A 24,939-nucleotide genomic window follows, 5' to 3' on the forward strand; every position below is an offset into this window, starting at 1 on the left:
TAAATTTTTGAAAATATTAGTCTGCAAGTTTATAATTTTCCTATAAATGTCTGTGGAAAGGCGAGATAAAATGAAAGTAGTGATGAAAAGAAAGAGACTGATTGTGAAATTTTTAGGGTCAGCGGTTTTTGCAATCCCGGGTTTGCTGGCGCTGCTGTTTGGAATTCTTTATATCGACTTGATTTGGTTAGCTGTGGGCTTGGGGTGCATGTTCTTTTTGCCTATTTTCATCCGTTCTGCGATTTACTTTATCAAACCAAAAGTGGTTTTTACGGTGGAGGATGGACTGATCAAATCAGGGGAGCAGGCGGTTGAGATTGAATCTCTTAAGGGTTATTACCATTACTGGAGAGGATCATCCAGTTACCTGGGATTGGTGAAAAAGGATGATACGGAAGTGAAAATCGAGCTTTTTAACATGGTGGAAGAAGAAGATTATGCAGATGAATTGAAGAAATATCTCCCGAGAGTCAACCCGAATTGGGAGGACGCCGAGGAAGTGACTGTTAAGTTTTAAATTCATTTGAAACGGAGTTGTACCGAATGAAAAATTTTAGAACCTCAGCCCTCATCATTTTATTGGTCATCACAGCCTTTGCTCTTTTGGATAATGCGAGAACAGCAGATTCTGCAGCGAAGCTTGAGGAGGATCAAAGGCGACTTGAAAGGAAAGTTACTAGTTTAGAAGAAGAAATTGAAAGACGGTCGAAGGTGGAGGCTGACTTGAAAATTGAAAACGATACTTTGGCTGTCAATCTTTCAACCATTGAAGAAGAAGTGGCGTCATCACAGGCCTCTGTTCAATATGAGGACTTCATGGATGCGATGAGTGTTGTTGAAGCCTATAAAGCGGTGGAGGACTTTGAAAAGATCGCTGACTTAATTGCCTTTCAAAATTTCACAAGTTTTGGCACAAAGGATAAAGAGGGGAATTGTCCATGCAATATTAACTTCAAATATAGTAATCTTGATTGGAGCCCTGGCGTGGTATTAAATCTTAAGGAATTTAATATCAACAAGGATAAAATCGTTCTTACATATCTTACCGTTGAGGACCTGGAGAATAACTACCAATTCGTCATATCCAGGAGTGAAGGTTTTTACGATTCGACTGAAAAGTGGAGGATCGCAGACATTAGGCTTATAGAAAAGGAGGGAGACCCATTATAAAATTCGATAAATGGTTTTTCCCGTTAGTGATGTATTTTCTAGTGGTGACCTTGCTTTTGCTTTTTACGAAGGGAACGAACTTCAATCCATTAGGTTTTCATTATCAGTTTGACCAGGAGAATATGCTGATGACAATGGAAGAGGGATTTTGGGATAAGCAAGTGGTCGAAAAGCAGGTTACACCTCAGGAAGCGCTTGAAATCATGCTGCCGATTAATGAGGCGAAGCAATTATGGGAAGTGAATATCTATCTCATTGCTCTTTTTGCTGCCGTTTTTATTGCATTATTCTTTACTCCTTTAAAAACGAAGAAATATTTTAGATGGTATGTAGTATTATATATGATCCTCCTTGTGTCCTTTATCATTTGGGACGTTGCTCAACATCAGGAGATTGCCGAAACACTTTTATCCTGAAAAAATATCTGGAAAGTGTATTGACAGTGAAGTCGATTTCATGATAAATTTATCTCGAATTAAAAATAATTGATTTTGAGATTTATTTTTTTGAGATAATATCTCGAATTCGAGATAAAAACAAAACAGGGGGATTTTAGAATGGCTAAATTTGCAGTAGATCAGGCGCACTCAGCAGTTGGATTTGAAGTGAAACACATGATGGTATCAAAGGTAAAGGGAAATTTCGGTTCGTATACAGCTGACGTTGAAGCAGCAGACCTGACTGATTTAACAACAGCGTCAATCGCATTCAAAATTGATGTAGCAAGCATCGACACACGCAACGAGGACCGCGAAAATCACTTGAAATCAGCAGATTTCTTTGATGTGGAAAACTATCCAACAATCGATTTCAAATCAACAAGCATCACTCGCGATGGCGATGATTACAAAGTAATTGGCGACCTGACAATCAAGGACGTAACAAAGCCAGTCACATTCGACGTTGAATACGGCGGCAAAGGCACAAACCCATGGGGCGTGGAAGTTTACGGATTCGAAGCAGAAGCAAAAGTAAACCGTGAAGAATTCGGCCTTACATGGAATGCTCCACTTGAAACAGGCGGCGTTCTAGTCGGCAAAGATATCAAGATCAAAGTAGAACTAGAAGTAAATCCAGCATAATGGAAAAAAGGGCGGCTATCCAAGAGGAAGCCGCCCTTTGCTTTACAGTTCCATAGTCATAAATACACTATTGAGATCCTCCGAATAATTCCCAAATGGAGGGCAATAAACAAAGCCGTATTTTTCATAGAGCTTCCTTGCAGGGATGAATGCCTCCATCGAACCAGTTTCCAGGCTCAATCTTGAATAGCCGCGCTCCCTGGCTTCCGTGATGATATGTTCGAGCATTGCCTGTGCGACGCCTTTTCGGAGGTGAGCGCTGGAGGTTCTCATTGATTTAAGCTCGCCATGCTGGGAATCAAGCTCTTTCAATGCACCACAACCCATTAATTGCTCGCCTTCCCAGATTGTCCAAAAGGTAATCTCAGGTTTTTTTAACTCATCAAGCCCCAGAGCATGGATGCTCTCGGGAGGGGAGTGAAGCTCCATCCCTTGCAAATGTTCTCCAATCAATGAAACCACTGCAGAACCTGTTAGGTCATCAACTATAATATTCATCCTATACTCCCGACTCTATTTCTTTTTCTGACGGAATAGATCCATGGTTTTATACCCTTCCGATAAGACCTCGACCATCTGTGCCTGGCGTTTATCGCGTGTTGCTTGCTGCTTGGCCGAAAAAATATAACGCGCCCAATCTTTTTGATAGCCAGGTGTCAGCTCTTTGTAAAATTTAAGTTCAGTTGGATGGTCCGCAAGCAGTTTTTCTATGTCTATGACATGAGCCTCATAATCAGCCACACACTGGCTTGCAGCTATTGACTTCTGGGCTCGCTTTTTTTCACGCTTTAATCCTACGACAGTAAACACATCGTCCATACTGACCATTCTCGAAAATTTAATATCGCTATTTTCCACATAACCGTCTTCGCCAACCTTCATGGCTGGGAAAATCTCATCTCTATGTACATAGGATTCATATCGTTTGTTCCCTTTTTTCGGGTAAGCAAAAAATAAGTAACCTTTTTCTTGCAAGCTCTCCCCATTAATGATTCTTTTTGTGTGATCTACCATATCCTCAATACTCTGAACGAAAATGAAAATACCATCATGATCTTCGGAAATTTTGGTGTTATAACCATCGAAAAGATCATAATCACCTGGTTGGTTGAGAACAGCCAGATTCCTATACTTAGTCAGATTCAACTTATCTATGATTGTCATAATTTACTCCTTTGGCTATAAAGTATTATGTACCTATTGATTTTTATCTTTATTATAGAATATATAAAGTGGTATGATGCAATGGCTAAATCATATAAAAATTAAGAAATGAGTGTTCGGCATGGGAAATGAAAATCTCAGGGAGGATTGGTTAAAGAATATCATCCTCTTTTTGAGCAGCCAGACGATTTCCTTATTTGGATCGTCCCTGGTTCAATACGCGATCATGTGGCATATCACCTTGACCACGGAATCTGGTTTAATGATGACCCTGTTCATCATTTGCGGGTTCATTCCCACCTTTTTATTGTCACCCGTTGCAGGGGTGTGGGCGGACCGCTATAATCGGAAAATATTGATTGTTTTATCTGATGGCCTTATTGCTATCTCGACGTTGATTCTGGCCATTCTCTTTTTGATGGGGTATGACTCCGTTTGGCTGCTGTTTGTCATGGCAGCGGTTCGGGCTCTTGGAACAGGAATTCAAACGCCAGCGGTCGGGGCTATTTTACCGCAGATTGTTCCAAAGGATAAACTGACAAAGGTGAACGGTGCGAATGGAAGCATTCAAGCTGTCATCATGTTCGTATCGCCAATGGTCAGTGCCGCTCTATTGGCAATGGCTTCACTTGAGGTCATCTTTTTTATCGACGTCATTACGGCTGCAATCGCGATTGTCACTTTGTTAGCCTTTTTAAAAATATCAGTTCATGAAAAGGCAGCGGAAAAACAAACGACCAGCTACTTTAGCGATTTTAAACAAGGGATCAAATACGTGAACGGTCAGGCGTTTCTGAAGCGATTCTTTCTGCTTTTTGCCATTTTCCTCGCGCTCATGGCACCTGCGGCGTTCCTAACGCCATTGCAGGTTACACGCAGCTTTGGCGGTGATGTTTGGGAGCTGACCGCAATCGAAATTGCCTTTTCAATTGGCATGATGGCAGGTGGAGCAATCATCGCTACATGGGGCGGCTTTAAAAATAAAGTGAAGACAATGGCATTCGCAGGTTTTATTATGGGAGCCTGTACTTTAGCGTTAGGGATTGTTCCTATCTTCTGGCTATACCTGGCTTTCATGGCTTTATTCGGAATTGCCATGCCAATCTTTAATACGCCAACTACGGTGTTATTACAGGAGAAAATCGAAGAGAATTACTTAGGAAGAGTTTTTGGCGTCATGGGGATGATTTCAACCTCAATGATGCCTCTTGGAATGTTGGTCTTCGGTCCAATGGCGGATTTCATTGATATCGAATGGCTGCTAATCGGAACGGGTATATTCATCCTTATTCTTACAGTGTTTTTAGGCCGTGACAAAGTGCTGCTTGAAGCAGGAGAACCTGTTCCTGTGGTGAGTGAAACGTAAAATAACATCACAACTGTGAAAAGTTCAGTAATGCATGGAATGCTACACTCGAAACAGGCGGAGTTCCAGTCGGTAAAGATAACGGTCAAAGTAAAAGCTTAGTTGGTGTAACCGCTCGGGGGGACAAAAGACCTCGGGGCGGTTATTTTTTTGAGCGCAGGGTGGATGGATAGTTGAGGTTATAACGGGTTTGAGTGCTGCCGGGGTAATGCTGTCAAAGTAGAGAAGGAATCGTGACAGGTTTGGTTACTGGAGAGATAAAGCTGTTAAGAAAGAGAAGGAATTGTGACAGGTTTGGTTGCTGGCGGGGTAAAGCTGTCAAGAAAAAGAGGAAATCGTGACAGGTTTGGTTGCTGGCGGGGTAAAGCTGTCAAGAAAAAGAGGGATTCGTGACAGGTTTGGTTGCTGGCGGGGTAAAGCTGTCAAGAAAGAGAAGGAATCGTGACAGGTTTGGTTGCTGGCGGGGTAAAGCTGTCAAGAAAGAGAGGGATTCGTGACAGGTTTGGTTGCTGGCGGGGTAAAGTTGTCAAGAAAGAGAAGAAATCGTGACAGGTTTGATTGCTGGAGAGATAAAGCTGTCAAGAAAAAGAGGAAATCGTGACAGGTTTGGCAATGATTGCCGTAAAGCTGTCAAAAAAAAGCTCAACTTAAGACAGGTTTGGTGTCAAATGAAGAAAAGCTGTCAAAAGAAAGGCGAACTTAAGACAGGTTTGGTGCCAAACGGAGAAAAGCTGTCAAAAGAAAGGCGAACTTAAGACAGGTTTGATGCCAAACGGGGAAAAGCTGTCAAAAGAAAGGCGAACTTAAGACAGGTTTGATGCCAATCGCAGAAAAGCTGTCAAAAGAAAGGCGAACTTAAGACAGGTTTGGTGCCAAACGGAGAAAAGCTGTCAAAAGAAAGGCGAACTTAAGACAGGTTTGATGCCAAACGGGGAAAAGCTGTCAAAAGAAAGGCGAACTTAAGACAGGTTTGATGCCAATCGCAGAAAAGCTGTCAAAAGAAAGGCGAACTTAAGACAGGTTTGGTGCCAAACGGAGAAAAGCTGTCAAAAGAAAGGCGAACTTAAGACAGGTTTGATGCCAAACGGGGAAAAGCTGTCAAAAGAAAGGCGAACTTAAGACAGGTTTGATGCCAATCGCAGAAAAGCTGTCAAAAGAAAGGCGAACTTAAGACAGGTTTGATGCCAATCGCAGAAAAGCTGTCAAAAGAAAGGCGAACTTAAGACAGGTTTGGCGTCAAATGAAGAAAAGCTGTCAAAAGAAAGGCGAACTTAAGACAGGTTTGGCGTCAAATGAAGAAAAGCTGTCAAAAGAAAGGCGAACTTAAGACAGGTTTGGCGTCAAACGGGGAAAAGCTGTCAAAAGAAAGGCGAACTTAAGACAGGTTTGGTGTCAAATGAAGAAAAGCTGTCAGAAGAAAGGCGAACTTAAGACAGGTTTGGCGTCAAACGAAGGAAAGCTGTCAGAAGCAGGACTATGGTGAGCCACCCTGGCCATTGGCGCGTTGACAATCATAACGCCAATTTGTTTTTCGTTTTTAAGTAAGAGGTTAGGTGAGGGAGCAAAGGTGGCATGAGCGGGATTTCTGGTTTGGAAAACATTATCTTTTAACCTGAAATTTTGGTATACTTTTACCAAAATAATCTAAAGCAAGAGGGTACATATTTTGAAAAAATCGAGAGTACAGTTTTGGCTGATTCAAATTTTGCTTATATTGACCATTATTTATGTTTCTACAAAGATTTCCTTTATGTTTGAGCCAATCGGGATTTTCATCTCGACGGTGTTCTTTCCGATTCTGATCACGGGCTTCCTTTATTTCCTGCTGAATCCGGTGGTTGATTTTCTGCAACGGAAGAAAGTGCCGCGCGTGATCGCTATCTTGATCATTTATGTGGTGTTCGGGGCGCTTTTGGTTCTGGCGATTGGGAATCTGGTTCCAGCTGTTTCCAAGCAGGCGACAGAGCTTGCGAATGATCTTCCTGTTTTCGCGGATAAAACGACGGAGTATTTTTACGATGTTGTACAGTCTTCAGAGTTTAAAAGCTTCAGGGATGAGCAGCGGGAAATGATTGATACGGTTCAGGAGCGATTGATTGAGTATGCGAATACTTTGCCGAACAAGCTGACGAATGGATTGAGAGGATTCCTCGGAATTGTCACCAATATCGCGATCATCCTGGTAACAGTGCCGTTTCTATTGTTTTACATGTTCAAGGATGGGCACAGGTTCCCGCAAGCTGTGTCAAAGTTCATACCGAAAGATTATCGTGATGAAGGGCTGAAAATCCTGAAGGAGACGGGCGAAACACTTTCCGCCTATATACAGGGTCAGGTGACAGTCGCCTCTGCGGTTGGGATTTTGGCTTTTATCGGGTACTTGATCATTGATTTGCGCTATGCCTTGATTATGGCGTTAATCGTCGCATTCACAAACATCATTCCTTATGTTGGACCGATTATTGGCGGAGCTCCAGCCGTACTGGTTGGGTTCTTCGATTCACCGACAAAAGCTTTGCTGGTGGTCATCGTCATCCTTGCGGCCCAGCAAATCGAAGGGAACTTGCTGTCGCCGCTTATCCTTGGTAAAACCCTGGATACTCATCCGGCAACGATTATCATTATTTTACTGGCAGCTGGAAATTTGGCTGGCGTACTGGGGATGGTGTTAGCCGTTCCAACTTATGCGGTCTCAAAAACAATCGTCTTGAATCTTGTCCGGTTCTTAAGAGCACGGAAAAGGGCAACAATTACCACCGAGGCAACATAAACTAACATGAGAATCCTGGATTAGTCTTTGGGCGATAGAGCTGTATTTTAGCTTCTATCGCTTTTTTAATACGAATGCCATTAGGTAATCCAGCAAAGTGGGGAGGGATGGTATGAGGAAGCGGAAAGTGGCTGATACTATTGGCGGTTGTTATGATTGCTGCTGTAATCGCGATCATAAATAAGCCGAATGAAGCTGATTTTGCGATTTGGATGGAAGATACTTATGAGGTGCAGTGCCTGGATGAACAATGCGGAGCTTTTCAAATAGAAGAAGGTAATGAAAAAATTTTAATGAACTCAGTACGTGGAGGCTATGCACCAGGAATTTTCATTACAAAAATAAATAATACCTATAGAAATTTTGAAGATCCTTCCTATCAATTAGACCTTGAAGTAGCAGGTTTCTTCGGGAAAATAATGATTGAAAATGAAAAGATAAAAAGAATTAACAAAAGGTAAAGTGATGCTTTTCCATGAGGGAAAGCATTTTTCTTTTGAAGATAGGTGTAAGGTTTACTTGACACTAAAAGGAAATACTTGTAATTTATATGTAAGGTTAACCTTACATGAGGAGAGGTATTCATCTTGAAAAACAAAGTCAAACACTATAGGGAACAATTCGGCCTGACCCAAGCGCAACTGGGTGAAAAGGTAAATGTGTCGCGCCAGGCGATCAATGCGATTGAAAAGAATAAATTCGATCCTTCCATCTGGCTGGCCTATGATTTAGCGAAATTTTTTAATATGACGATTGAGGATTTATTTGAATTTGAGGAGAGTGAGCGAAAGTGAGTATACTGAAACACCCCGCCATTAATATCATTTTCATTGGTTTCATGTCTGCCATCTATTCATTCTTTTTTATTTTTACTGCTGGTCATATGGAATTTACAAGTATGCTTTCGCATGGTAAAACGCTGAACTCGGATTTTTGGAATGGATGGTCCGACTTTTTAAAGACAGGGAATATGAAATACATTGGCTACTTAATCATCGGATTAACGATTGTGATTATCGTTCTTATTCTTGTAAAAAGGATGAAGCAATACGACGAATATCAAGTGAGTATACTAGCGAAAAGCCTGTTGGTAGCCGGGATTTTATCCATCATGATGATACCTTTTCTCATGCTCATGCTTTTAAGCGACCCAAACTACAGTACGGAAACGATTTTTTTATTTGCCACGGTCCAATGGGTCGGTGTTTTGGTTTCCTACTTATTTTTTGTTGTCCGTTCTTGAGATAAGTGATGATTTACCAAATGTTCATTTCAATACTTAGAGCCCTACCAACTGTACATAATATTCTGGGGAAGTCCTTTTTCCTATCTAAAAACAGATCATGGAGGACGATGGAATGAGCGGATCTAAAGAGGAATTGAAAGAACAGCTTAGCGTGCTAACAGCTCGCAGGGACCGGATGCAGAAGAATCTTTACGAGGTCGAGAAGGAAATCGCGGAAATCACCAATAAGCTGGCTAAGATGAAGTAAAGGCGACACAAGATGGAAGCTTATAAAATCAGGGGAAGAGAATGTCCGATGGGCATCCAATTATTTGTTGACAAGCTTTGCATACGCATTTAATATTTACTTAATAATTGAATACTCCTAAAGGGGAGTAGCTTTTACAGCAAGGTCGTCATTACGGAGTTCATGACTCTCGGCTTTGTTGGCAACCATTGTTGTTAGCAAGACCTTTACCATATTAGCGGTAAGGGTCTTTTTTGTCTGAAAAACCTTTGCCGGAAATATGGTAAAGGTTTTTTCTTTATTGAAGGATTATTAAACTTAAGGAGAATGACATGGAAAAATGGTTAATTGGGATCATGGAGGAATTTGGCTATGCGGGTGTCATGTTCTTGATTGCACTTGAGAACATCTTTCCTCCAATACCATCCGAAGTAATTTTAACTTTTGCTGGATTTATGACTGCTTCTACGGATCTTAGTATTGCGGGCGTCATCCTTTCTTCCACCGTGGGATCACTGGTGGGGGCTGTATTGCTATATGGACTAGGGAGACAGTTGGGCGTGGAAAAGTTGGGGAGGATTGTTGATAAATGGGGCTATCTTCTTCGGGTAACCAAAAATGATATTTACAAAGCAGATTCCTGGTTTGACCGATATGGGGCATGGACGGTTTTATTTTGCCGTGTTATTCCATTGCTTCGGAGTCTGATTTCCATTCCCGCTGGCATATCAGGAATGGCATTTAGAACATTCCTGCTGTTTACAACAATTGGTACGTTGATCTGGAATTCAGTCCTTGTTTACTTAGGTGCAACTGTCGGAGCTTCCTGGGGAGAAATTGTTGCGTATATAGATGTGTACTCTCAGTTTATTTATATCATTCTAGTGCTGATCTCAATCAGCCTGTTAATTGTGTTGGTTTTTAGAAAGAGGAAAGTATAGCGGATACGCTAAGAGCTTATGAAGCTCTTGGCGTTTTTTGTGGTAAGTTAAGCCGAAACAGGGGTACGAGGTAAGCATTGAAATTAGAAGGAAAATGACTCAACGGGAGCTTCATTTGGTTTAGTGAATGCTCTCATTAATTTGAGTTGGAGGATTGCACCTTTTTTGTTGAATTTCAATAAATGCGGGTGAATTCAAGTACTCAGTTGAAAAAAAGGAGGCATTTGATGAGTTCCATCGCAATCGTTTAGTTTGGGTTATATCTGTTCCTTTATTCTTATTTTTCCTTGGTCTGTTCTATGTTGAAGTATCGGTTTATTCGGTTCTGCCCCCAGAACAGGGCGGCATGAGTTTTTGGACTGAGTTGAAGAATGTCTGGTATCGTTCCGTATCGTTTTATGCGATGGTCTTGATTGTTCTCTTTATGTTTTATTTGCGTTTTATAGCTAAGCGAAAGTAAGCGAAATAAAAACGTCCCTCCATCTGCGGAAGGACGTTTCAGCTTTTAGTTCCCATCTGCGAGTTCTTTTCGGTTTGGAGCAAGCGGTGGTTGTTCCAGCCATTTATTTTTTGTCATAATATCGAACCATTTCTTTGTCACCATCAGGTTTTTGAGAACGATGGTTTCATATGTTCTGATAAGATCGGTGCGCATGGCGGAGGCCAGGCCTGTGCCATGATATACTTGGGCAGCCTGGAATAAGAAGCCGGTATGATACATCATCAGCTTGTCTGAAAAAGGAGCTTCCTTCGATGTTGTGACTTCTGTTTCCCATGACCGGGGGACTGGCAGATTATCTTCGTGCATGATTTTTGCAAAAGCCTGAATTTGCTGGTCAGCTGTCTTCTCAGAATCCGATAAGAATTTTCTTACTTCCTTGGAGTGAGCAACCTGGCCAAAAGCAATCGACAGAGTCTTAGCCATAATATTCTTTTTGATGTTGAAGGAAATGCTGATAATTTCTGTGGCAGATAGGCTCCTGCCTTTACCGAAAATCCCATCTGTAAAATCATCACTTTCAATAAATTCAGGGGCCTTCTTAGGATAAAATAAAGGATCTCTTTGAAAACTGCCTTTTTCAAGCAATAGTTCAATTGTGTTGTGGTACATCTCTTTTCCATCGTTATCGCATGAATCGTAAAAATCCCGTAAGTCTTTTCTGACAGAAACGCCTAATGCGGTGTTATGGCCAGTCAATCCATGAATTGTCATGATATGTAAATAATTCAGGCAAAAGATGTCGGAGAACAATCTCTTTGCCCCTTTATTGATATCAGCTTCACTAAATCCGACGGGAACCGGGAATCCTTCATTCTCTAGAAATGTAACCAATTGCTTCTTTTGGCGGTCGAATTTCGAAATGGCATCCTCAAAAATCGCTTTAATCGCTTCATCTTCGATTATGGTGAACATATATCTATTTACTGCATCGATCATTGTTCCGTTTACATATTCGCCCCACAAGCTTCCAATCTCAGAAGACGTAAGCTGTATTTTATCTTTATCCATGTTTTCACCTCCCTGGTATTATTTCCTCCTTTAATCCAATATATAATCAATTTATAAGTGTGTTTTCATTACTTCAGTTTAGCTCTACAGGAATTTTTTAAAAAAAATGAACTTTTTTACATAGTTACGACTCTAACATAGGAGTGGGGTGAGGGGATGAATATTGTTCGTCATGCCAGAGAATCTGCTGATCGAAGGGATCCATTATGAGAAAAACTACAATCAAAAGATTGAGATACCGGTTGGGTGGGAAGGAAGTATTGGGTGGAAGGTGCTGCCCAATGCTTCTTTTTTAATTTCTTAAATTAACTAATTATTCACAAAACGGTTAAGATAGCTTCCAGGAGGTAATTTATAATAGGTAGTGTATAGAAACTTTTTTTATATGACAAGGGAGGTAATTCGTATGAAATTGGATGGAAAAGTGGCGGTTGTAACGGGTGCGGCATCTGGTATGGGGAAGGCGATAGCGGAGCTTTATGCTCGTGAAGGGGCGAAGGTTCTTCTCGCTGACTTTAATAGTGAAGGTGCTGAAGTGGTAGCAAAGGGGATTGCCGAAAGCGGTGGAACTGCTAAGGCTCTGAAGGTGAATGTGGCTGAATTGGCTGATGTGGAGAATATGGTCGATACAGCGGTTCAGGAGTTTGGAACGCTGGATATCCTTGTGAACAATGCCGGCATTATGGATGGGTTTGAGCCGGTTGGTGACATTGCTGATGAAAAATGGGACAAAATTTTCGAAGTAAACACGAAAGGCGTTATGCGCGCAATGCGGAAAGCGATCCCGATTTTTCTGGAGAAGGAAAAGGGGATTATCATCAATGTTGCTTCCACTGGCGGCTTCAGCGGAGCTCATGCGGGAGCAGCATACGGCGCATCCAAGCATGCGGTGATTGGGTTAACCAAGAATACGGGTTTCATGTATGCGCAAAAAGGCATTCGCTGCAATGCAATTGCACCGGGTGCGGTTGAGACCAATATTGGCTCAAGCATGACGAACATCAATGAATTCGGCATGTCACGTGCAGGCATGGCCCATTCATTGTCTCCTCGTGCCGGTAAGCCGGAAGAAATCGCACAAGCTGCCCTGTTCCTGGCAAGTGAAGAGTCCAGCTTTGTGAACGGAACCGTTCTCACCGTCGATGGCGGTTGGACCTCTGCATTTTAAAAATAAAGATGGCTCCTCTGGATGATAGAGGAGCCATCTTTATTTTGGTTTACTCGTAACTGCTTGCTTATGATTACTGATCTTCCTCTTTTTTTAGCATTTGTCAGTATGCGGCCTGTTCCGCAAATACAGCTCAAGGTTGGGGCTGCTTCCTGTTACAATGTCTTCGGCAATGATTTTCGCCAGCACCTGGCTGTATACCGTTCCGTTGTCGCAAACGCCAAAAGGAAGTAGCTACTCGGATACTCATCATACACCCCGATAATCGGAAGTCCGTCCGCTGTCCCTCCGTAAAATGCCGCCAAGTAATATTCTGGTTCGAATTTGACCTCAGGAGTTAAACTCATCGAACAGCTTGTCTTTTTTATGAATCAGTTTGCTGTCTCGTTCCTGATGAATAAAAATGAGGTTGAAAAAAGAAGCTAATGGTATCAAATGAACTTAGGAGTTGAGAAGATGCGCAAGTTTAAATGGTTGGGCTTTTTGATGATTGCCATTATGTTTATTTTTGCAGCTTGCAGTAATGACAGTGCCAATAAGGACCCGGAAGAAGCGCAAAGCAAGAATGCGGGGGGAAATACGAATCAGCAGGCGGATGACAGCAATAAGGAAGACGGGAATCAGGCAGATGGTGAAATTGCCTATAATCCTCCTTCAATGGAGGACCTGGATCCGAAAAACCCGATGACTGAGTATATTGAATATGGCCAGAAGGTTTTCCATGAAACGGATACCGTTTTGGATGAATACGTAGGAAATCAGCTATCCTGTTCAAGCTGCCATGCAGATGCCGGGCTGGCCCAATCCTCATCGATGGTGGGAGTGACGACTCAATTCCCGCAATATCGCCCTAGGGAAGGGGAAGTTTTTACACTGGAGGATCGAATTAACGGATGCATGGTGCGCAGCATGAACGGTAAAATGATTGCTGAAGACAGTAAGGAAATGCGGGCAATGATGTCTTACCTGACTTATATTTCTAATGGCATCGAAGTTGGCGCGGAGCTTCCATGGAGAATGCAGAACACGATGAAAGAGATTCCGCTGCCAAGTATCGAAAATGGTGAAAAGCTCTACACTGAAAAAACCTGTATCTCCTGTCACGGACAAAATGGTGAAGGAAAAGGCTCTACTGTGGGCCCGGCTTTATGGGGGGACAATTCCTTCAATGATGGTGCGGGGATGAACCGGATGTCAAAAATCGTCGGGTATATTCAGAATAATATGCCGCCAAACGGTGGAACCCTGACGGACCAAGAAGCGGCAGATCTCGCAGCTTTTATCCTCTCCCATGAGCGACCTGTTTGGGAAGGGCATGATAAAGACTGGCCAAAAGGCGGACGCCCAACCGATATCATCACAAAAGACCGGCGTGAAAAGATACGCGAAGGGACATTCGATTGGTCTGAGATTGATAATGTTGTACAGCCGGATTAAATAGTTAGATGGTGGGACATGGGGCGGTTCTCATGTCCCTTTGTTAGGGTGAAAAGCCGGTCCAGACCGTATTGAATTAGTGTTTTTTATGAGTGATTTTTGAAAAAAATGAAGCAGACAGTGTAATTTTACTTAGAAATTGGGTTTAAATCGTTTACACATAACAGCATTCAACTGCCTGTCTTGTTTATGGGCGAAAGAATATTTTTATTGGCGAAAATGAGAGATTTATTAGCGAAAAATTGATTTTATTAGCGAAAATGAGCGGTTTACTCGCGAAAATCGATTTTTATTAGCGACTTGGAAATTTTCGCTGATTTTTTCCAGTTGGAGGCTTTTCATGGAACTTATGAACTCCCTATTCGTATAAAAAGAAAGGATAGGGGGATGGAAATGAAGAAAGTGTTTGAAGTTACATACGGTGGCCATCATATACAAGTGGAGAATACGTGGTTTAGCGGGGAGAAGCTGTATGTAGACGGAAAATTACAGGATCAGAATCTGGGGTTTGCTTTTGATCGGGCGACGTTGAACGGGGTAATCAGGAATAATCAAGGTGAAGACCAGATTATCAAGGTCAGCCTTGGTGGTGCGATCACCGTAGAGTGCCGGATTTTTGTCGACCATGAATTGATTTATCCTGATCATGAGATTCAGTGAAAACAGAAAGGAGCTTAACTTAGTTGAGCTCCTTTCGTGGTAGTTAAACCTTTTTTCGATCTTTCTTGCTCTGAAAAATAAAGATGGCTATGGCCACAGATGATGCTAGTACGAAGGCGATGATGGTGATCGTGATGTATAGCGGGTCATTGTTTGCTTCTTCTGGTACGAATCTTGTCGCAATGGGACCCATGGAGAGGAATAAAGGAATCAATACCGTGAACCAGGTTTTGGTATAGAGAGCTGCACCGATGAAAATGGCTGCACACAGGACTATGATCAGGTTGTTTTGCGCTGGCGTTGCGACGAAGATCTCTTCGAACTCCTGTGTTTTGTACCATAACATCATTGCTACCATTATTCCGGTTACGATTACGGAGATCCCGAAAAATATCACGTAACCCCATTTAGAATGAAAGATTTTCGGCATGATTTTGAATAAGAATGCACCGTAAACCAGGATGCTTATGGAGCTGATGACTAGCGCAAACCAAATGGTCCCTTGTGATAAGGAGAAAGTTCCTTCAATGGCAGGGCCGATACTTAAGTATGCTGATATCAGCAGGATCATCAAGGGAACCAAGCCTGCTAGCTGACGATAATCGGTTTTCATCGATTCGCCAATGCTCTTCATATAATTCTTCGGACTGTCTCCGATGATATGGCTGACATCCTTGCCGGCTGCTTCCGCCTCCATCAAATGGACTTCAAGTTCTTCGGTAATTTCATTGATTTCCTGGTCGTTCTTTCCTTTTGAGATCAAATACATCCGCAGTTCCACTAAAAATTGCTCTGCTTGTTTCGAAACCATCAATTATTTCCCCCTTTGTTCAATACATTGTTCACCGAGGAGCTCAGTTGCGTCCACCGATGGACGAATTGCTCCAATTCCTGTTCGCCTTTTTCCGTCAATGAATAATACTTCCGTTTTGGTCCAGCAGTCGATTTCCTTAAGGTTGTGCTTACCAGGCCCTCTTTCTGCATCCGCAGCAGAAGGGGATAAATCGTTCCTTCGCTAAAAGAATGAAAGCCATAGGACTCTAGTTTGGCAGCCAATTCATACCCATAAATTTCGCCCTCTTTGATTATGGACAAAAGGCATCCATCGAGAATCCCTTTAAGCATTTGCGTCGTATCAGCCATCTGACGGGCTCCTTTCAGTAACTTGAATTGCGAGGTAATACGTTACTTATCTTGCATGGCATTGGATAAGTAACTTATATTGTTGCAGGTCATCTCGTATTAAAGAAATGGATCGTAACTATCACTACCTTGTATTACAAGGCTTTATTGTAAAAAAAGGACCTTGTATCACAAGGCTTGTGTGCAAATATCAGTACCTTGTATTGCAAGATATATACCAACTATACATTAAGGTATCTTGCAATGCAAGGGTTATATGGTTTATATTTTCCAAATAATGTCCAAAGCTGTCGTCCAAACTATGTCTCTGCCTGCCATTTTGTGGTATCGTGGAAATAACGATAAGGAGTTAGGATGTGTTTTATTTTGATGAAAAAGCTTATTTTAAGCTTTAGCGTGCTGGTTCTTTTAGCGGCTTGCAACACAGGGGAATCGTATACCCACTGGACAGATAGTACGGATAACCAAACCCAGCGTCTGGATGAAGCGGGGATAAAATATGAAATCAGAGAAGGCGAGATTTGGGTTCGCGAGAAGGATTTGAAGAAAGCGGTGGCCTGTTGTTCTTAAGGGGCCTGTCTCGTTTGAGATAACTGATTATTCTAATAGTTGAGATGTGAAACGGCTATGATTGTAAGTCTGGGTGAGAGTTTGAGAGACGTTGGGACGGTTCTGGTGTCGCAGAAATAGAGAGGGCCATAAGTCTGGACGATGGGTGAACGGTCTTTTGTCCAAAGGGGGGAAGTTAAAAATGATGCTGGAAAAAATGGAGCCAATTTCGATTGCGGCAATTCAAGAGATGGGGACTGAATCTGTCGTGGATTGGTTTGAGAGGCATAAGGAATATTTCTATCGGCTTGGCTGGTATTATACTAGCAACCCGCAGCAGATGGAGGAGCTTTTTTACCAGAGTATTCTGAAGGTTCATAAGGAATGGCCGCGGTATAAAGGGAATGCAACATTCAAGATGTGGGTCACTTCGATTTTTATTCAAAACATTCGAGGGATTTCAAGCTTGCCAGATTCAGTGGAGATGCAACCACGCCAGGATGTGTTTACTGCCATTCATCAACTGAATGGAACCGAAAAGGATGCGCTGGTTCTTACATATGTGGCCGGCTGTACCCTGGAGGAGACTGCTCAAATCCTTGGTGTTACGGCTGAAAAAATAAAGCAGTTGTTGTTCTCGGGGATTCAGTCAGCCAGAAAACAATTAGATGGAGCCGACTATCATGGCTGTGAGCAATTCCAGAAGCATTATATCGATTATCTCGAAAAATGCATGGAGCGTCCGGAAAAGATAGAGTTCGAGATTCATCTTTATAATTGCCGGGAATGTCAGGAGGATCTGGCGAGTTTCCAGGAAATCGCGATGACGAGATTGAATCAAGTCGAGGGAGTCAATAACCTGGAAGTGGACCCTCAGCTAATGGAGAACGTCAAACAGAGATTAACAAATCAGAAGGTACATAGACAGCAGAAGAATAAAAAACGCAAGAAATGGGCCCTTGGCTTTGTCAGTGCTTTTGCCTTCATTTTGGCGATTGGCTTCATTACCGGTGCATTTCCAAAGGTCTATTATGCTTGGACGGAAGATGATGTGCAGTTACGCGCCTTCCTCCAGGAGGGTTTTGGGCAGAGGCTGAATCTGGAAGCTGAAAGTGGCGGGGTGAAGGTGAAAATAAAGGGTGTGGTTGCGGATGACATCCAGACGCTTGTATTCTATGAAATTCATGATTTGAAGGAAGACAAGCAGTATTTCATGACTTTTGAGGATGGACTTGCAGTCGAGAACGAATTCGACATAATGAATCGTGAATCCTATCCACGCTATTCTTTTCCAGAAATTGATGCCGAGATGAACAAAAAAGAGAAGAATGTATTCTATGGAAAGGTAGCCCTAAGGCCGCTAAAAGATGACCAGGGGGAAATCGAGTTAAGGATTACCAGGCTTCAGAGACTGGCTAACGATGCTTCACTGTCATTTGGCTTTACTTCCGGTGACTATAAGGCAGGGGATTGGAGTTTCAAATTCCCGGTAACCAAACAGCCTTCCACAGAATACGAAATCAATGAACAGAAAGAACTCGAGGGTGTTGCCGTCCGACTGGAGAAGTTGATTGTAGCCCCAACTGTCACTCTTTTACAATTTGGCATCAATACTGAAAAGCAGGAAAAGAGAATTGACTTCCTTAATTTTAAATCGCTGGAAGTGAATGATAAAAAGGTAGAGTCGGATCGTTATGGCAGCAATTTTATGGATTACCAGCTGGACAGTGACTGGACTGAATTCCAGGCCTATTTTGACCCGCTCTATGGTGAGAAAGTCAAAGACATCAGAGCCAATTTAGATTCAATCTATTTATCGATTGTAGATCATAAGAGCATCGAACTGAGCGGGGCATTCCCGCAGGAAATTGAATATGCAGGGAGTACCATTTCTATTGATAAAACCAAGGCCGGTCAGTCAACCGAAGTGATTGTACGGAATGATGATCTGGAAAATAGGGAATTCGAATCCCTTCACATTGATTTTGTGGACGAAAAAGGACAGCAACTCAATGTCACCCATATGGATTCCAAATCAGTACTTGTTGATAAAAACGGCGTCGAATATGATATGCGCACCGATCGAGTCGATTTTGAAAAATTAGAGCAACCACGCTATTTCGTCACAGAAATGGGCATGAAGATAGAGGATGTTGAAGAGAAAACCATGAGACTCCAGATAACCGGCTATAACATCATGAAGTACCTGGATGAAGCTTGGGACCTGGGGACGGTTCTGGTGTCTCAGGATAAGGAGTAATATGTATTTTGGGGACGGGAAACTGTCCCTTTGTTTCATAAGGAGGAATCAATATGTTATTTCAAAAGCTTATGATTGCCGGGATGGTATCTTTGCTATTTTTATCGGCGTGCAGCACGGAAAAAAGTAACCCTTCGTCAAGTGTAGATCATAATGATGAGGTCGCTGAAAGTCAGCAACAGGAAGAGACGGGGAAACAAGATTCAGTGGAAACGACAACCCAAGATGACCAGGATCCTGCGGAAGGAACTAAAGAAGCAGCTGATGCAGCAGAGCTTGTAAACTTCGTGAAAAAGCAGTATACAAAAGGGGAAATTAAGGTCGATTATCCGCAGATAGCAAATCCGGATTTTGTGCAAGCGGAGAACATAAACGAAGTGATTGTCAGAGGTGCGACTTATTTTTTCGAGAATGGCTTGTATGAGGGATATACCGGTGAAATTAAATTTGAAACTACTTTTCAGGATGAAGAGGTTGCCAGTTTTCTGTATCAAGGCCTGCTAACAAGCACAAACCAAATGTATCCGATCAACCTTTCTTATTCCACCATCGTCAATCTCCAAACAGGTGAAAAAGTGACATTGTCTGATCTCGTCACAGTCGACGAAGCGTTTGTTGACAAGTTCAAACAAGGAAAGATTCTCTCGGATGAATCTGAAGAATATAGTAATGAAGTAAAGAACTATATATCCAGTTTAGGCAATGAACAGCTCCTGAATGAATTGTCCAAAGCTGATAACATGGATTCATCAAGTGCCTTCACCTATGTAACCGACGATTCCATAGTCGTGATCCTGGGCGTCCCACATGCATTAGGTGACTTTGTTCAAGTGGAGATAGCGAGATAAGGTGCGACAAACCTCTGTCTAGTTGGATATGTTCCCGGTTAGAGGGAGAGGCAGAGAAACCGGGCACATAAAGTCAGGATATGTTCCCGGTTAGGGGGAGAGGCAAAGAAACCGGGCACATAAAGTTAGGATATGTTCCCGGTTAAGGGAAGAGGCGGAGAAACCGGGAACATTAGGTTAGGGCCACTTCGGTTAAATGGGATTGGGTACTGTTTTGGTGCCCCAAGTCATAATAAGAAATTGTAACTTTTGCGGCGAGAGGACCGTCTCTCTGTCTAGTTAAATAAGGAGGATTTCCCTTGAATTTTATAGCATGGATGATAGTAGCCTGTGAAATAGCGTTTTGGGTTGTGATTATACTGGGGCTGACTATTCGGTATGTTTTTAAGAAAAAGAGGCTCAGCATCTTTTTCTTGGCTCTGACTCCAGTGATTGATCTGCTGTTGCTGGCTCTTACTAGTTATGATTTGTACCGCGGGGCAACGGCGACCATTGCACACGGGATCGCGGCCATTTATATCGGCGTTTCGGTTGCCTATGGAAAAAGCATGATTGACTGGGCAGATTCACGTTTTCGTTACTATATTTTGAAGAAAGGCGAAAAGCCTGAACGTCTGAGGGGAAAGGAATTTTCACAGAACGAAAGGAAAAACCTGATCCGCCACTACGCTGCGTTCCTGATTGGAGGCAGCATGCTCGGATTGATCATTTTCCTGATCAAAGACCCGGCTAAGACGGAAAGCCTTTTCGCTGTCTTAAAAACATGGGGATTCATTCTCGCCATTGATACCGCGATAACAGCGAGTTACTTTATTTGGCCGAAAAAGGACAAAGCCACAAGAATTGGATCATAAAAAAGGGATATCAAATCGCAATGATTTGATATCCCTTATTTTATCGGTCACGGGTTCCTTTATAATTGTAGTTGCTCTCTATTTTGCATTTACATCTGGCTGATGAATGCCAAAGATATTTCCTTCAGTGTCTTTATAGTATCCCTGCCACGCCATGCCAGGCAGAGCGTATTTAGGCAAAGCCACTACGCCGCCATTTTTAAGGATTGTTGTTTCGGTCACATCGTAATCTTCTACGCCCATTGTACATGCATATCCATTTAAAGGCTGGTTCGCTTCTGGAGGAGGACCTTGACGTTGCATTAAAGCACCGTTAATTCCAGGCTCATCTTCGCCACCAGTCACTGCTCCGAAATAAGGCATGCCAGCGTATTCGCTCCAATCTTCAAATGCCCATCCAAATACTTCACCATAAAACTTTTTTGCACGATCCATGTTATCTACATGAATTTCGAAATGTACTAATCTACCCATGATTACCTCCTAATGATAAGAACAAAGTAAAAACAACTTCTATTATGTAATTTCTACAAAGCTGTTTGGCATACCTTCTCCATTATGGTACTACTTAGACGATTTATACTACTGTGCCAAGTAATAGACTGCGCAGAACAATATACAGGGAAAGGCCCACGATTTTTCGGAAGGGAAGGTGAATCATGAATAAAACTTGTACTGCAAAAATATATAAAGAATAAATGGTTTTGGACAACAACTTCCATACGAAATTGGAACTATAAGGTGCTGATCTTTTGAATAGGAATAAGAATTTGAATGTAGTCATATTATTGTTAGTCTGTTTGCTTATAGTTCTATTTGTGCATGTTGTGCTCCACACGAAGGTGTATGTCGTGTTTAGCGCGAGTCTTGGTTCGGTCTTCATGATCGGACTGATCATTTTCCTCATTGTCTTCCTCTATTTCAATGGGTAAGCTTAAAAATGGTTAAATGTTCCAAATATAGGTCTTGAGGCTGACTCCTTATTAAAGCTGCAGCCTGTTAATTGATTGAGGGTTATGACTTATGATTAACCTATAATCAGTTGGAGGCGAAGTAATATGAAAAAAATGATCGGTTTTGGTTTGGCGGCAGTGTCTGCGGTTTTATTGTTGTCAGGTTGCAATAACATGATTTTTGCGAATAGTGGTAGTGATAATGAAGTGGTTGTCGAGAAGGACGGCGCTAAGGAGCTTGAGGTTGTCCTGAATTTTGGAGCCGGTAAAATGGATGTGGCGCACGGTGCAGATGAATGGGTTAGCGGGAACGCAATCTATGAACCAGAGAAAATGAAACCTGAAGTTTCCTATGATCTTGACGGGAAGGTAGGCAAGGTGGAGATTTCTCAGCCGGACTATTTTAAAATTGGCAAGATGAAGAATGAATGGGATTTGAAGCTGAATGAGGATGTTCCACTAGACCTTGTCGTGAATGCCGGGGCATCAGACACCAATCTTGACTTGAAAGGGTTACAGCTTTCAAATCTTGAAGTGAACGCAGGGGTTGGTGAAATAACCGTTGATCTCGGAGGAGATTGGAAAGAAAGCTTTGATGGCCGGATTTCATCCGGAGTAGGACAGATGACCGTTATCCTTCCTAAAGATATAGGGGTAAGGGTCAGTGTAGATAAAGGAATTGGCTCATCGTCATTTGAAGATTTGATTTCAAAAGGCAATGGAATGTATGTGAATGAAGCTTACGAAGATGCAAAAATAAAGATCGATCTAGATGCTGACATTGGGGTTGGTGAAGTAACGTTTAAAACGGAGAAGTAAACACAACGGTATAATGGAGAGGAGTCAATTCGTATATGAATTGACTCCTTTTTCTTTTCTGCTGGTATCTCTCAGTATAGTAATCCTTCCTCAGGGAATATTAAGGAAAAAGTAATTTAGGTGTTTATATGAATGAAGATCAAATGAGCATTTCGAAGGTATTGCAAGAGAACTTACATTATATACAGAATGCCTTTCATCATAACAAAGAGTTAATCATCCGTTCATTTTTTTCTCGCCGAAATCTTCAGGCTGCCTGGTGTATTTGGATACGATCGCTGATAAAAAGGCGATTCAGGAGCATATACTAGGCCCGATTTTAAAGCTTGATCATTGGCCGAAAAAGCCGATTCAGCAGATTGAAAACACGATCGAAATTTCTAAGATTAAGCGCATTTCCGACCTCGGAGAAGCAGTGAACGAGTTGTCTAATGGAAATACGCTTATTTTTATCGATGGTGCTGATTCCTGTATTTCTGCTGATACGGCAGACTGGAAGGACCGGTCGCTTTCACCGCCTCAGTCCCAGCGGGTGTTAAAAGGACCGCAAATCGGTTTTACCGAGCTAGCCAATAACAATATCTCACTCATCAAACGATTCATTAAAAATAATCAATTGAGCATCGAGGATCAGACGGTGGGGGAGGAAACCAGTACTGGGGTTTTTCTTCTGTTTTTAGCTGATAAAACGGATCACGATATTCTGAATCATGTCAGGAACAAAGTCAAATCCGTTCATTTGAAGTCCATCTTGGACTCGTCATACATTCAGGAAAGCATTTCCGAGGGCCAAATCACACCTTTTCCGCTTGTGTTGACAACAGAACGTCCGGATGTGGTGGCAGGCCATTTATTGGAGGGAAAGATCGCCATTGTTTGTGATGGGTCACCAGATGTCTTGATCGTGCCTGCTCTGTTCATCCAGTTTTTCCATTCGCCTGAGGACTATTATGAGAGTTCCATGTTTGATTTTACGAGGCTGATCCGAATACTCTCTTTTGTCACTTCGATTTTCCTGATTCCTTTTTATATCGCTTTTGTTTTATTTCATCAGGAGCTGATCCCCAGTGAATTGCTTGTCAGTCTGGCTGCCCAAAGGCAAATCGTTCCGCTCCCTTTAGTCATTGAAGTCATCCTACTAATGGTGATATTCGAAGTGTTATTGGAAAGCTCCATTCGTTTGCCGACGGGCATCATGCTGGCATTTTCCATCATTGGGACGATCATTTTAGGGCAATCGGCAGCAGAGGCAGGAATTGTCCAGCTCTCTACACTGGTCGTCATTTCAGCCACTTATGTCTTGAATTTCGCGATACCCGTTCATCCTTTCGGCAATGCCATCAAGGGAATTCGCTATATTCTTGTGTTTTTGGCCAGCACTTTTGGCTTGTATGGGATCATCCTGGGAACGATTGTCTTAGTCAACCATCTTGCATCATTAAATAGCTTTGGCGTTCCCTACTTATCGCCAATCTCTCCTGTAAAAAAAGCAGATTTAAAAGATACCTTTATTCGATTCTCGTTAAAAAAAATCATCAATTCAACGAAAAGATATGATAAGGACGATCTCCTTAAAAATAGCCGTAAATGAGTGATAGCAGTGAAATATCTTTATACTCTCTTTATACTTTTATCGTTGGCTGCGGTGTTCTTTGCTCCTGTAGAAAAGCATGAGTTAAATGAAATGACCTTTTCATTTGCGATGGGAATCGATTATGCAGACGACGGGTATGAAGTCTCCCTGCAATTGATCAATCCTGCGGCCATTGCGGGGAAAACGCAGATCCCCAACTCGCCTTATGTCGTTTATAAAGAAACAGGCAGAACCATTGATACTGCTTTGGAAAGAATTTCTGTCAATGTCTCTCGTTTTGTGCATTTGAAACAGTTGGAAGTCATTCTATTAGGTGAAAGAATCGCTCGTGAGGGAAAAATCCAGGACATTACCCAATATGTGATGCATTCGGCTCAGGTTCCGACTGATGCCCATCTAGTCATTGCCCAGGGAGTTAGTGCGAGTGAACTGCTAAAGCTTTACTCTCCAATTGAAGGTTTTTCGGCATTTGAAATTGAGAACATCCTCCAAAAGTTAGGCAGAGACATTCCGGTCACCGCGTCGGAAATCAAGGTGGACGAAATCAAGGAAGGAAAAGATATTGCCATGCCTTTTATCAAAATAGAAGGAGATCTCAAGAGCGGCAAGGAGAAGGGGAACTTGGAGACAACGAGTCCAACACATATCTCCTATGGAGGGCTGGCTCTTTTCAAAGAAAATAAGCTTGTTGAATTCCTTGATTACCGGGATGCAGCCTATGTCTCGATGCTGCAGGGCGTTGAATCAGGTTATTCTATTGAAGCCAGCTGTCCTAAGGGAGAGAATGGCCTATTTACCTACCGCATTTTTGGCAATAAAGCTCGAGAGGGGAAAGTAGAGATATACGAAGACAAATATGTTTTTCATTTCAATCTGAACCTTTCGGGAGACATTAGCCAGTTAAAGTGCAAAATTAATTTAGAAAACCCTCAGGAGATCAAGCTGCTCGAGGAACAGATCAAGATAACGATTCAGAAAGAAGTGGAGGATCTGCTTACGATCGCACAGAAAAATGAGCTGGATCCTTTAGGCTTAGGTCTCATCATGAGCGAGGAAAGTCCGGAGAATTGGAATAAGCTGAAATCGGATTGGCCCTCCCATCTGAAAAACGCGGAAATCAAGCTTCATACGAAAGTGAAGGTACAAAGCATCGGAAACTACAAGATAGGGGGTGGATGA

Annotated in this window: 28 protein-coding genes and 1 pseudogene; 22 read left to right on the forward strand and 7 right to left on the reverse strand. The window is 42.3% G+C overall.

What is annotated here, in order from left to right; all coding sequences use genetic code 11:
* Positions 1–70: 70 nt before the first annotated feature.
* The 4 genes from RH061_RS02400 (at position 71) to RH061_RS02415 (ending at position 2,252) form a co-directional block, all read left to right on the forward strand.
* Entirely contained in the window at positions 71–517 is a 447-nt protein-coding gene (locus RH061_RS02400) for a DUF5381 family protein (protein WP_311073654.1), read from the forward strand.
* 26 nt (positions 518–543) lie between these two features.
* Positions 544–1,170 carry a coiled-coil domain-containing protein gene (locus RH061_RS02405; RefSeq protein ID WP_311073656.1) on the forward strand — a complete coding sequence of 209 codons (627 nt, stop codon included), beginning with the start codon at positions 544–546 and terminating at the stop codon, positions 1,168–1,170.
* A gap of 56 nt (positions 1,171–1,226) precedes the next feature.
* A complete protein-coding gene (locus tag RH061_RS02410) occupies positions 1,227–1,586 on the forward strand; it encodes a hypothetical protein (protein ID WP_311073658.1) in 360 nt (119 codons plus the stop codon).
* Positions 1,587–1,727: 141 nt separating this feature from the next.
* On the forward strand, positions 1,728–2,252 hold the full coding sequence (locus tag RH061_RS02415; protein ID WP_311073660.1) for a YceI family protein: 525 nt from the start codon (positions 1,728–1,730) through the stop codon (positions 2,250–2,252).
* A gap of 42 nt (positions 2,253–2,294) precedes the next feature.
* Here the strand turns inward: RH061_RS02415 and RH061_RS02420 are convergent, their stop codons facing one another.
* Positions 2,295–2,750, reverse strand: coding sequence for a GNAT family N-acetyltransferase (locus RH061_RS02420; RefSeq protein ID WP_311073662.1), 456 nt, complete (start codon positions 2,748–2,750; stop codon positions 2,295–2,297).
* Positions 2,751–2,765: 15 nt separating this feature from the next.
* Positions 2,766–3,416, reverse strand: coding sequence for a YdeI/OmpD-associated family protein (locus RH061_RS02425; RefSeq protein WP_311073664.1), 651 nt, complete (start codon positions 3,414–3,416; stop codon positions 2,766–2,768).
* Between the two features lie 121 nt (positions 3,417–3,537).
* Between RH061_RS02425 and RH061_RS02430 the strand changes: the two genes are divergently transcribed.
* The 7 genes from RH061_RS02430 (at position 3,538) to RH061_RS02460 (ending at position 9,965) form a co-directional block, all read left to right on the forward strand.
* Positions 3,538–4,782, forward strand: coding sequence for an MFS transporter (locus RH061_RS02430; protein WP_311073666.1), 1,245 nt, complete (start codon positions 3,538–3,540; stop codon positions 4,780–4,782).
* Positions 4,783–6,448: 1,666 nt separating this feature from the next.
* Positions 6,449–7,552 carry an AI-2E family transporter gene (locus RH061_RS02435; protein WP_311073668.1) on the forward strand — a complete coding sequence of 368 codons (1,104 nt, stop codon included), beginning with the start codon at positions 6,449–6,451 and terminating at the stop codon, positions 7,550–7,552.
* 140 nt (positions 7,553–7,692) lie between these two features.
* Positions 7,693–8,013 (forward strand): hypothetical protein, encoded by a 321-nt coding sequence (locus RH061_RS02440; RefSeq protein ID WP_311073671.1) that lies wholly within the window; start codon positions 7,693–7,695, stop codon positions 8,011–8,013.
* Between the two features lie 126 nt (positions 8,014–8,139).
* Positions 8,140–8,346: a helix-turn-helix transcriptional regulator gene (locus tag RH061_RS02445; RefSeq protein ID WP_311073673.1), complete on the forward strand. Its 207-nt coding sequence runs from the start codon at positions 8,140–8,142 to the stop codon at positions 8,344–8,346.
* Positions 8,343–8,795: a hypothetical protein gene (locus RH061_RS02450; RefSeq protein WP_311073675.1), complete on the forward strand. Its 453-nt coding sequence runs from the start codon at positions 8,343–8,345 to the stop codon at positions 8,793–8,795. Before RH061_RS02445 ends, RH061_RS02450 begins: the two co-directional genes overlap by 4 nt.
* Before the next feature lie 115 nt (positions 8,796–8,910).
* The gene (locus RH061_RS02455) at positions 8,911–9,045 is read left to right on the forward strand and encodes a hypothetical protein (RefSeq protein ID WP_264163862.1); all 135 of its coding nucleotides are present in this window, start codon (positions 8,911–8,913) and stop codon (positions 9,043–9,045) included.
* Between the two features lie 311 nt (positions 9,046–9,356).
* A complete protein-coding gene (locus tag RH061_RS02460) occupies positions 9,357–9,965 on the forward strand; it encodes a DedA family protein (RefSeq protein WP_311073678.1) in 609 nt (202 codons plus the stop codon).
* 505 nt (positions 9,966–10,470) lie between these two features.
* Here the strand turns inward: RH061_RS02460 and RH061_RS02465 are convergent.
* Positions 10,471–11,475, reverse strand: a complete 1,005-nt coding sequence (locus tag RH061_RS02465; protein ID WP_311073680.1) for a DUF3231 family protein — start codon at positions 11,473–11,475, stop codon at positions 10,471–10,473.
* Positions 11,476–11,638: 163 nt separating this feature from the next.
* Here RH061_RS02465 and RH061_RS02470 point away from each other — a divergent pair, with 163 nt between their 5' ends.
* Together RH061_RS02470 and RH061_RS02475 are read left to right on the forward strand one after the other, a co-directional pair.
* Positions 11,639–11,779 carry a hypothetical protein gene (locus tag RH061_RS02470; RefSeq protein ID WP_311073683.1) on the forward strand — a complete coding sequence of 47 codons (141 nt, stop codon included), beginning with the start codon at positions 11,639–11,641 and terminating at the stop codon, positions 11,777–11,779.
* 102 nt (positions 11,780–11,881) lie between these two features.
* On the forward strand, positions 11,882–12,643 hold the full coding sequence (locus RH061_RS02475) for an SDR family oxidoreductase (protein WP_311073685.1): 762 nt from the start codon (positions 11,882–11,884) through the stop codon (positions 12,641–12,643).
* Between the two features lie 93 nt (positions 12,644–12,736).
* On the opposite strand, the pseudogene RH061_RS02480 reads toward RH061_RS02475, so the two are convergent.
* A pseudogene (locus RH061_RS02480) lies at positions 12,737–13,042 on the reverse strand (NAD(P)/FAD-dependent oxidoreductase); the annotation flags it as partial.
* 57 nt (positions 13,043–13,099) lie between these two features.
* Here RH061_RS02480 and RH061_RS02485 point away from each other — a divergent pair.
* Positions 13,100–14,080: a c-type cytochrome gene (locus RH061_RS02485; RefSeq protein ID WP_311073687.1), complete on the forward strand. Its 981-nt coding sequence runs from the start codon at positions 13,100–13,102 to the stop codon at positions 14,078–14,080.
* A gap of 393 nt (positions 14,081–14,473) precedes the next feature.
* Entirely contained in the window at positions 14,474–14,740 is a 267-nt protein-coding gene (locus RH061_RS02490; protein WP_311073689.1) for a hypothetical protein, read from the forward strand.
* A 43-nt stretch (positions 14,741–14,783) separates the two neighbouring features.
* On the opposite strand, the gene RH061_RS02495 is transcribed toward RH061_RS02490, so the two are convergent.
* Positions 14,784–15,551, reverse strand: a complete 768-nt coding sequence (locus RH061_RS02495) for a DUF1129 family protein (RefSeq protein WP_311073692.1) — start codon at positions 15,549–15,551, stop codon at positions 14,784–14,786.
* A complete protein-coding gene (locus RH061_RS02500) occupies positions 15,551–15,883 on the reverse strand; it encodes a PadR family transcriptional regulator (protein WP_311073694.1) in 333 nt (110 codons plus the stop codon). Before RH061_RS02500 ends, RH061_RS02495 begins: the two co-directional genes overlap by 1 nt.
* 366 nt (positions 15,884–16,249) lie before the next feature.
* Between RH061_RS02500 and RH061_RS02505 the strand changes: the two genes are divergently transcribed.
* The 4 genes from RH061_RS02505 (at position 16,250) to RH061_RS02520 (ending at position 20,394) form a co-directional block, all read left to right on the forward strand.
* Complete coding sequence (locus RH061_RS02505; protein ID WP_311073696.1) at positions 16,250–16,453, forward strand: hypothetical protein; 204 nt, start codon at positions 16,250–16,252, stop codon at positions 16,451–16,453.
* A gap of 181 nt (positions 16,454–16,634) precedes the next feature.
* Positions 16,635–18,692, forward strand: a complete 2,058-nt coding sequence (locus RH061_RS02510; protein ID WP_311073699.1) for a DUF4179 domain-containing protein — start codon at positions 16,635–16,637, stop codon at positions 18,690–18,692.
* A 53-nt stretch (positions 18,693–18,745) separates the two neighbouring features.
* The gene (locus RH061_RS02515) at positions 18,746–19,540 is read left to right on the forward strand and encodes a hypothetical protein (RefSeq protein WP_311073701.1); all 795 of its coding nucleotides are present in this window, start codon (positions 18,746–18,748) and stop codon (positions 19,538–19,540) included.
* A 299-nt stretch (positions 19,541–19,839) separates the two neighbouring features.
* A complete protein-coding gene (locus tag RH061_RS02520; RefSeq protein ID WP_311073703.1) occupies positions 19,840–20,394 on the forward strand; it encodes a hypothetical protein in 555 nt (184 codons plus the stop codon).
* Between the two features lie 78 nt (positions 20,395–20,472).
* On the opposite strand, the gene RH061_RS02525 is transcribed toward RH061_RS02520, so the two are convergent.
* Positions 20,473–20,868, reverse strand: coding sequence for a VOC family protein (locus RH061_RS02525; RefSeq protein WP_311073705.1), 396 nt, complete (start codon positions 20,866–20,868; stop codon positions 20,473–20,475).
* 584 nt (positions 20,869–21,452) lie between these two features.
* Between RH061_RS02525 and RH061_RS02530 the strand changes: the two genes are divergently transcribed.
* The 3 genes from RH061_RS02530 (at position 21,453) to RH061_RS02540 (ending at position 24,939) form a co-directional block, all read left to right on the forward strand.
* Positions 21,453–22,166: a toast rack family protein gene (locus RH061_RS02530; protein WP_311073707.1), complete on the forward strand. Its 714-nt coding sequence runs from the start codon at positions 21,453–21,455 to the stop codon at positions 22,164–22,166.
* A gap of 256 nt (positions 22,167–22,422) precedes the next feature.
* A complete protein-coding gene (locus RH061_RS02535; protein ID WP_396654881.1) occupies positions 22,423–23,757 on the forward strand; it encodes a spore germination protein in 1,335 nt (444 codons plus the stop codon).
* 9 nt (positions 23,758–23,766) lie between these two features.
* Positions 23,767–24,939, forward strand: a complete 1,173-nt coding sequence (locus RH061_RS02540; protein WP_311073710.1) for a Ger(x)C family spore germination protein — start codon at positions 23,767–23,769, stop codon at positions 24,937–24,939.

The sequence above is a fragment of the Mesobacillus jeotgali genome, from assembly GCF_031759225.1.
Lineage (GTDB): Bacteria > Bacillota > Bacilli > Bacillales > Cytobacillaceae > Mesobacillus > Mesobacillus jeotgali_B.

Excerpts from the sequence above, each read along its gene's own strand:
- RH061_RS02465 (WP_311073680.1), bottom strand. The coding sequence starts at position 11,475 with ATGGATAAAGATAAAATACAGCTTACGTCTTCTGAGATTGGAAGCTTG.
- RH061_RS02525 (WP_311073705.1), bottom strand. The coding sequence starts at position 20,868 with ATGGGTAGATTAGTACATTTCGAAATTCATGTAGATAACATGGATCGT.
- RH061_RS02420 (WP_311073662.1), bottom strand. The coding sequence starts at position 2,750 with ATGAATATTATAGTTGATGACCTAACAGGTTCTGCAGTGGTTTCATTG.
- RH061_RS02405 (WP_311073656.1), top strand. The coding sequence starts at position 544 with ATGAAAAATTTTAGAACCTCAGCCCTCATCATTTTATTGGTCATCACA.
- RH061_RS02495 (WP_311073692.1), bottom strand. The coding sequence starts at position 15,551 with ATGGTTTCGAAACAAGCAGAGCAATTTTTAGTGGAACTGCGGATGTAT.
- RH061_RS02500 (WP_311073694.1), bottom strand. The coding sequence starts at position 15,883 with ATGGCTGATACGACGCAAATGCTTAAAGGGATTCTCGATGGATGCCTT.
- RH061_RS02475 (WP_311073685.1), top strand. The coding sequence starts at position 11,882 with ATGAAATTGGATGGAAAAGTGGCGGTTGTAACGGGTGCGGCATCTGGT.
- RH061_RS02400 (WP_311073654.1), top strand. The coding sequence starts at position 71 with ATGAAAGTAGTGATGAAAAGAAAGAGACTGATTGTGAAATTTTTAGGG.
- RH061_RS02415 (WP_311073660.1), top strand. The coding sequence starts at position 1,728 with ATGGCTAAATTTGCAGTAGATCAGGCGCACTCAGCAGTTGGATTTGAA.
- RH061_RS02430 (WP_311073666.1), top strand. The coding sequence starts at position 3,538 with ATGGGAAATGAAAATCTCAGGGAGGATTGGTTAAAGAATATCATCCTC.
- RH061_RS02455 (WP_264163862.1), top strand. The coding sequence starts at position 8,911 with ATGAGCGGATCTAAAGAGGAATTGAAAGAACAGCTTAGCGTGCTAACA.
- RH061_RS02510 (WP_311073699.1), top strand. The coding sequence starts at position 16,635 with ATGATGCTGGAAAAAATGGAGCCAATTTCGATTGCGGCAATTCAAGAG.
- RH061_RS02425 (WP_311073664.1), bottom strand. The coding sequence starts at position 3,416 with ATGACAATCATAGATAAGTTGAATCTGACTAAGTATAGGAATCTGGCT.
- RH061_RS02460 (WP_311073678.1), top strand. The coding sequence starts at position 9,357 with ATGGAAAAATGGTTAATTGGGATCATGGAGGAATTTGGCTATGCGGGT.
- RH061_RS02485 (WP_311073687.1), top strand. The coding sequence starts at position 13,100 with ATGCGCAAGTTTAAATGGTTGGGCTTTTTGATGATTGCCATTATGTTT.
- RH061_RS02530 (WP_311073707.1), top strand. The coding sequence starts at position 21,453 with ATGAAAAAAATGATCGGTTTTGGTTTGGCGGCAGTGTCTGCGGTTTTA.
- RH061_RS02515 (WP_311073701.1), top strand. The coding sequence starts at position 18,746 with ATGTTATTTCAAAAGCTTATGATTGCCGGGATGGTATCTTTGCTATTT.
- RH061_RS02490 (WP_311073689.1), top strand. The coding sequence starts at position 14,474 with ATGAAGAAAGTGTTTGAAGTTACATACGGTGGCCATCATATACAAGTG.